The sequence below is a fragment of the Acinetobacter sp. UBA5934 genome (assembly GCF_002430855.1).
Classification (GTDB): Bacteria; Pseudomonadota; Gammaproteobacteria; order Pseudomonadales; family Moraxellaceae; genus Acinetobacter.
Genome location: NZ_DJDC01000076.1, coordinates 1 through 7,258, shown reverse-complemented (window position 1 = coordinate 7,258; position 7,258 = coordinate 1). Strand labels below are relative to the sequence as shown.

The following is a 7,258-nucleotide window of genomic DNA, read 5'->3' as shown; positions in this document are numbered from 1 at the left end:
AAGCTGAAGCAGAAATTGACTGGTCTATTGATGCCGTACAGATTGACCGTAATATCCGCGCCTTCAACCCGTGGCCAGTGGCTTTTATTCGCCTGGATGAACAAAACAACCTGCGGGTCTGGAATTCACAGTTATCCACTGCAACTGCGGAAAATGCCCAACCGGGTGAAATTATTGCGATTGACAAACATGGTGTACAGGTTGCTTGCGCAAATAACACTGTAATCACGCTCACTGCTTTACAATGGCCGGGTGGCAAGCCGCTCAATGCCGTACAAATTTTACAAACCCAAAAACTGACTATTGGACAAATTTTATAATGAAGCAATCTCCCAACGCCTCAGCCAAAAACCTTAATTTACGTGCTCAGGTGGTGAAGACGTTATTGGCTGTCCAAAATGGTCAATCGCTGCAATCTGTGCTGGCGCAGCAAATGAACATCGTGTCAGACAAAGACCGTGCTTTGTTCCATGAGTTGGTACTGGGTTGTTTACGTCAATGGCATGCATTGAAACAACTGACTTTACCATTACTCTCTAAACCACTGGACAATCAAGTGGTTGAAACTTGTTTGTACCTCGGTTTATACCAATTGCTGTGCACCCGAGTGGCTGCACATGCCGCGATTTCTGAAACCGTTGAAGCGACCAAACAATTGGGCATGGAAAGTTTAAGTGGCGTGGTGAATGCCATTTTGCGTCGTGCTACACGCGAATCTGAACAATTCTATGACGTATTGGAAAATGCCTCTAATTTACCTAGCTGGCTGGCGAAACGTTTAAAGAAAGATTGGGGTGAACAGTTTGCTGAACTCAGCTATGAACTGAAACAGGTTGCACCTTTAACATTACGTGTGAATACCCGCCAAGTCAGCCGTGATGAATATCTCGACATCTTGGAAGATGAAGGCATCGATGCACATCGTTGCGAAATTTCTGAAGTCGGCATTGTTATGGACGAAAGCCTACACATTCCAAGTCTACCGGGCTTTGAAGCTGGCGGATTTTCCGTACAAGATGAACATGCCCAGCTTTGCGCAACGCTATTGCCGAACCTGAATGGCAAATTCGTCATTGATGCCTGTGCGGCACCTGGCGGCAAAACTGCACATATTTTAGAGAAATATCAGCCGAAAAAACTGATTGCCCTTGACCAGGATGAAAAGCGTTTAAAACGTGTTTCAGAAAACCTGGAGCGTCTGCTGTTAGATGGCAAACATGTGGAAATTATCACTGCCGATGCGGTGACCTGGACTGCTCCTGAACAAGCCGATTGTATCGTACTGGATGCGCCCTGCTCTGCAATTGGGGTGATGCGCCGCCATCCCGATATCCGCTTATTGCGTCAATCGACCGATATTGCCCAAACTGTTCAGTTGCAAAAACAGATTCTTGAAAATATGTGGCAACAACTGAAAGTCGGTGGCACTTTGCTTTACATCACCTGCTCGATTTTAAAAGCAGAAAATGAACAGCAAATGGTCGATTTCTTTAACACTCATACCGATGCCAAAGAAATTAAAATTGAAGCCGATTGGGGAATTGAACAAATTCACGGTCGCCAATTACTGCCTCAAGTAGGCCGTGGTGATGGCTTCTTCTATTGCCGTATCCAGAAAATGGCTTAAAGACGTCATTAAAAAAGGTGGCTTAAAGCCACCTTTTTTCCGCCTGTTGTACGCAACCGGCTTAACTGACAAATTTAAAGATGACCAAACTGATCGCCAAGGATGCCATCCCGGTGACCAAGCCATAGACGGTTTCATGTCCTTTGGCATAGCGTTTGGCTGTGGGTAATAATTCATCCAGAGCCAAAAATACCATCACCCCGCCAATCACCCCAAATACTGCGCCATACACACTAAAACTCATAAAAGGGGCAAGAATAAAATATCCCAGTGCAGCCCCCAATGGCTCTGCTAAAGCAGAAACAAAACTGGCCCCAAGTGCCAGATCTTTACGTCCTGTTGCCATATAGACCGGTAGGGCAATTGCAATACCTTCCGGAATATTATGAATGGCAATGGCAACCGCTAAAGGAGCACCAAGCGTCGGACTCTCCAAGGTAGCAAAAAAAGTCGCCAGTCCTTCAGGAAAATTATGCGCAGTAATCGCAAATAAGGTCAGTAAACCGGTACGCATCAATTGTTGCTGATCCATATCTTCCGGGTTCGTCTGCTCAATGGTTTCATGCGGATTTGGCACAAAATGGTCCAGCAGCAACACTAAAATGACCCCCAACAAGAATGCAAAAGTACCCAAGGCAAAACCATATTTAGCATCAAAGGCCTGACTAAAGGAATGAATGGATTTATTCAGGATTTCAGTCAGTGAAACATAGACCATGGCACCGGCAGAAAAGGCCAGACCAAAAGAAAGCAAGCGATAACTCGGTTGTTTAAAAAATAAAACCAGCGCACCACCGATCACGGTTGCCAATCCTGCCAGAAAGGTCACCGCAAATGCGATCCAAACCTGATACTGCAAAATCGTGTGCATAGCCATGCTCCACTTTAGAAACAAGAAAGTCATTATCATAGATGATAATGACTTTCATTTGCATGTTTTGTCAGTGATGAATTTTTGACTTAAAGAGTATGCTGATCTTTCACTTCTTCAAGTACCTCATCCAGCTCTTCAGGATTTTTCATCAAATGCAGAATGGATAAGATTAATCCACCCCATAAAAACAGCATAGAAATAATCATCATGATGATTGCAGAAGTATTCATATTTTCTCTCCTAGCGGTCTTTAACGCGAGCCAAAATAAAAGCAATGACTGCACAGAAAATCACGCAGCCCCAGCCAAATAACCACTGCAGACTTACACTATAATCACCATAACCTTTTAATAACAAGTTAAAGATGGTCATTCCCAAAGTAACCAGCAAAATCAAAGAGGTAATCACCGTTAAAGTGAAATCCCAGCCTTTGCCCAAATGTACCGTGGAAATGGCATTGACGTGATTACGAATTTCCAGCAAAGCTGAACGTTTGAACCAGGCAATACTGATAATCGAAATCAACGCACCGCCGATAATGCCGATGTTATTGATAAAATGATCAATGATATCAACCAGTTTAATCGAGTTCACGCTGGAGAATAAAACGATTGATACAACCGCACTACCGCCACCTACTATCGTTACCGCTTTCTTACGGCTCCATTTCAACTTGTCCATCATGGCAGAGATTGGAACTTCCAGAATACTCACCATCGATGAAATACCGGCAACAAACAATGAGGTAAAGAACAGGATACCGAACAAGTCTGCACCCGCACCCAGGCTGGAAATGATTTTAGGGAAGGCAATAAAGGCCAGTCCGATACCACCACTCACCACATCCTGTACATTGCTGTTCGAGCTATATGCCATGAAGCCCAATGCGGCAAAAATACCAATACCCGCCAGAATTTCAGTTGAAGCATTGGCAAAACCGACAATTAAACCCGAACCAGTTAAATTGGTTTTCGGCTTTAAATAGGAAGCGTAGGTCACCATAATCCCGAACCCGACTGAAAGCGAGAAGAAGGTATGACCATAAGCCGCCAGCCAGACTTTATAGTCCATCATGGCAGACCAGTTTGGCGTGAAGAAGGCATTTAGACCGTCTACCGCACCAGGTAAACGAAGTGACTGAATCACTAAAAGAGTAAATAAAACAAACAATAATGGCATGAAAATCTTGTTAGAAAGTTCCACACCCTTTTTCACCCCGCCATATAAAATCACCAAGGTTAAGGCCCAGATTCCTGCCAATGGCCAGAAAATATGGCTGACAAAACTCGGATCAAAACCGGTAGCTTCAGAGGTTTGTAAATAGGTTTTAAAGAAGAAACCTTCCGGATCACTGCCCCACATCTGCCCAATGGAGAAGTACACATAACTGCCTGCCCAAGTCAAAACGCTGGCATAGTACAAACCAATGATGATACATACACTGACTTGCCACCATCCGAGAGTTTCACCGCCACGGAATAATTTGCGATAGGCTTTTGGAGGTGAGCTATTACTTCTATGCCCGACGGCATAGTCGAGAAATAAAAGCGGTAAACCGGCAGTAATTAAAGCAATAAGATAAGGAATAAGAAACGCGCCACCGCCATTTTCATAGGCGACGTATGGGAAACGCCAAATATTACCTAAACCGACAGCCGATCCGACCGCTGCAATAATAAAGCCGGATCGTGATGACCAGTTTTCACGAGAATCTGTCATAAAACACCTAAACCTTAGGTATCTTTAAATGCTGCTTGTTATCTGGGTTATTTCGCGAGCAAAAAAGTACCTTTTAAAAATAATTCTTGTGTCTGATTTAGAGGTTACACCTTTTGAGTGAATTGTTCTCAAATGCAAACAGATCAGTCTGAAATTGAATCTTGGTTAAAAATTACAATTCAGACCGATCTTTTGTATGGATTTAACAATACTCATTTTTGAAAGAAGTTTCTGTAATTTATCTACAAAGCATCTATTTTTTATAATATATTCAGTGCGAATGTTCATTTAATCGGCTTATTTTTGGCCTATCCCTATTATTCATTGACAAACTTTTAAGAATATCTGAGCTAGATATAAAAACTTAAGGTTATTTACCCTGCTTATTTTTATTTATTGTATAAAAATTCAACAATAAAAAGCAGCTTTGGATTTTTCAAATCATCTGCATTTTATGCCAGGTAAAATTTGCTTTAATTTTGAGAAATAACAACGATGCAATTTTTTAGCATTCACTATATGATGCGCTGAGTTGAGTCTCGATTCACTCTATTTAACTCAGAAAAAGATTTTCCAAAAATAACAGTTCACATCACTTCAGGATTTTTATGCAATCATTCAAAATTCTTTGCTTAGCCCTTGGATTGGGCGCATTCAGTTCCACCCAAGCCGATGTTATTGCGGTCAAAGGCAATATTGATTATTGGAACTACAGTACCGATTTAACTCAACCGGCATCCTCCCTTCCTCAAGCTCAACTGGAAGATGATGATGCGTTGTCGTTCTCGGTCGCGCTGGAACATCCGGTGCCATTTTTGCCCAATGCCAAAATTAAGCATAGCCATTTACAAGCTGACAGTGAGCAAAGCCTTGCCGGAGTAAATAGCCATCAGATTGACCTCACTTATACAGATTTCATTCTTTATTACGAAGTGCTGGATAATATCGTCGATGCCGATGTCGGCTTTGGAGCCAAACGTCTAAGCGGAGATATTATACAAAACTATACCGACACATTCGATGTGAGTAGTACCGTACCGATGCTTTATGCCCAGGCCGGGGTAAACCTGCCTTTTACAGGTTTAAGTGTTCGTGCAGAAGCCAGTTTTGCTGCGCTGGATGATGAGCAAATTAGCGATGCTCAAGCAGAACTCAAATATAATTTTATCGATAACCTGCTGGTCGACGTAGGTGCCAGAGTCGGCTATCGTATTTTGGACATACAGCTGGAAGAAGGTTCAAATGCAGAAACCAAACTTAAATTTAAAGGACCTTATCTGGGCATAGAAGCATATTTTTAAAGCAATACTGTAAGCTTTTACTTACATGGACTGCAGAAAATGAAAGCTATGCATCAGGCTGAGTTCAGATTATATTTAACTCATACAGAAACAGGATGTTTCTAAAATAAAAAGAATAAAAGTACACACAGCAGGACGCTGAGGTAGAACAGGAGTGATACCTTGAACAAATACGAAAAAGCCTCGACAGGATGTCGGGGCTTTTTCATGTCTTTAAAGCTTATTTAGAGGCTTCCATAATCAAACGTGTCGCTAAATACAGTCTTGGCACAATACTATCAACTAAAATATATTCTGCAGCATCTGAGTGAGCTCCATCACCAGATAAACCCATGCCCTCAATGACTGCTGCCTTTGATTTCAATCCGGCAAATGCAGCATCAGTTCCCCCACCGGTAGGTGTAGTGGACACTTTTAAATCCAAGCCTAATTCATCCTTATAAATTTTTTGGGCTTTTTCTGCAAGCTTGTGGGCATTTTCATTGGCTGCTAGAGGTGGACGTCGAACCTCAAACTTTACTGCGACTTGACTGTCCGCCAATTTTTTATTTTTGACTTTTTCTTCTAGCACTTTCTCGACTTGATCAAAGTCTTTCACTTGTAAAGCACGCACATCTGCTTGTGCAGTGGCCTGATCAGGGATTACATTTCGTGTTTTACCCGCATTTGCCACAGTCCAATTGAGTTTCAAGCCTGTTTTGGGATTACTTAAATCTTGTAATTGTCCAATCTGATGAGCCAATTCAGTCAATGCATTCACCCCTGCTTCAGGTTTTACACCGGCATGTGAACCTTTACCTTTAATATCTAAATATGCAGCTCCAATTCCACTAGTCGCCAAGCGTAAATTCCCATCTTTACCGCCACCTTCAAAAGACAGCACAATATCTTGGTTTTGTGCTGTCTCAGTTATTAATTTTCGTGAACCGGGTGAACTGATTTCTTCATCTGAATTAAATAAAACCGTTAATGTTCCATAATCTTGGTAATTTAACTTCTTCAAAATATTGACAATGTGTAAACCCGCTGCAATTCCCTGTTTGTCGTCAATAATTCCTAATCCATACGCTTTATTACCTTCAATACGGAATGGTTGATTCTTTAACATCCCTTTTTGGTAAACCGTGTCCATATGCCCAATCAACATAATTTTGGATTGGCCTTTGCCCTTAAAAACTGCCTTGACCACAGGTCCCACTTTCTCAGGCGTATCTTCCATACGGTAAACATCATTGCTTTGAATCACTTCAACCGTTGCGCCTTGTGCTTTTAATTTTTCACTTACAACTTTGGCAATTTGATTCAAACCTTCAATATCTTTACTGCCCGATTCAATATGGACCAGTTCTTTTAAGGTAACCAAATAAGCTGCCTGGTCTGCAGTCACTACCTTTTTTACTTGATCAGGCGAAATTGCATACACATGAGACGCTGTAAAAACTGGAACAATACTCAATAGTGCAATTTTTGATAATTTTCGAGTAGCAAAACTTGAGGGTTTTTTCATTATGGCGTCCTTTTTATCGTTATCTAAACTTCAATATGTTTAATATTCAAGTAAATTTCAAGCCTAAATTTTATCAATAAAATATAAATTCTTAAGTTTAATGATAATTATGAATAAGTTAGAAAATTAAAAAGAAGGGAATTAGTTTTCAAAATAAATTTTAATGTATGAAAATAATTTTAATTATATAGTTTCTAGCCATAAAAAATTCTCACGCATAAAAAAACACC

Annotated in this window: 6 protein-coding genes and 1 pseudogene; 3 read left to right on the top strand and 4 right to left on the bottom strand. The window is 41.2% G+C overall.

Going from position 1 to position 7,258, the window contains the following annotated elements; genetic code table 11:
* Positions 1-320: pseudogene (locus B2Y23_RS05410) on the top strand (methionyl-tRNA formyltransferase); the annotation flags it as partial.
* Positions 320-1,627, top strand: a complete 1,308-nt coding sequence (gene rsmB / locus B2Y23_RS05405) for a 16S rRNA (cytosine(967)-C(5))-methyltransferase RsmB (RefSeq protein WP_291369459.1) — start codon at positions 320-322, stop codon at positions 1,625-1,627. The pseudogene B2Y23_RS05410 and the gene rsmB, both read left to right, overlap by 1 nt.
* A gap of 61 nt (positions 1,628-1,688) precedes the next feature.
* Here the strand turns inward: rsmB and zupT are convergent, their stop codons facing one another.
* The 3 genes from zupT to B2Y23_RS05390 all read right to left on the bottom strand — a co-directional run bounded on the left by zupT (position 1,689) and on the right by B2Y23_RS05390 (position 4,220).
* Positions 1,689-2,498: a zinc transporter ZupT gene (zupT, locus tag B2Y23_RS05400; protein WP_291369458.1), complete on the bottom strand. Its 810-nt coding sequence runs from the start codon at positions 2,496-2,498 to the stop codon at positions 1,689-1,691.
* An 89-nt stretch (positions 2,499-2,587) separates the two neighbouring features.
* Entirely contained in the window at positions 2,588-2,731 is a 144-nt protein-coding gene (locus tag B2Y23_RS05395; RefSeq protein ID WP_291356318.1) for a methionine/alanine import family NSS transporter small subunit, read from the bottom strand.
* A 10-nt stretch (positions 2,732-2,741) separates the two neighbouring features.
* Positions 2,742-4,220, bottom strand: coding sequence for a sodium-dependent transporter (locus B2Y23_RS05390; RefSeq protein ID WP_291369456.1), 1,479 nt, complete (start codon positions 4,218-4,220; stop codon positions 2,742-2,744).
* Positions 4,221-4,828: 608 nt separating this feature from the next.
* Here B2Y23_RS05390 and B2Y23_RS05385 point away from each other — a divergent pair.
* Complete coding sequence (locus B2Y23_RS05385; protein ID WP_291369454.1) at positions 4,829-5,521, top strand: TIGR04219 family outer membrane beta-barrel protein; 693 nt, start codon at positions 4,829-4,831, stop codon at positions 5,519-5,521.
* A gap of 220 nt (positions 5,522-5,741) precedes the next feature.
* Here the strand turns inward: B2Y23_RS05385 and B2Y23_RS05380 are convergent, their stop codons facing one another.
* Complete coding sequence (locus tag B2Y23_RS05380; RefSeq protein ID WP_291369452.1) at positions 5,742-7,028, bottom strand: M20/M25/M40 family metallo-hydrolase; 1,287 nt, start codon at positions 7,026-7,028, stop codon at positions 5,742-5,744.
* Between the last annotated feature and the right edge of the window lie 230 nt (positions 7,029-7,258).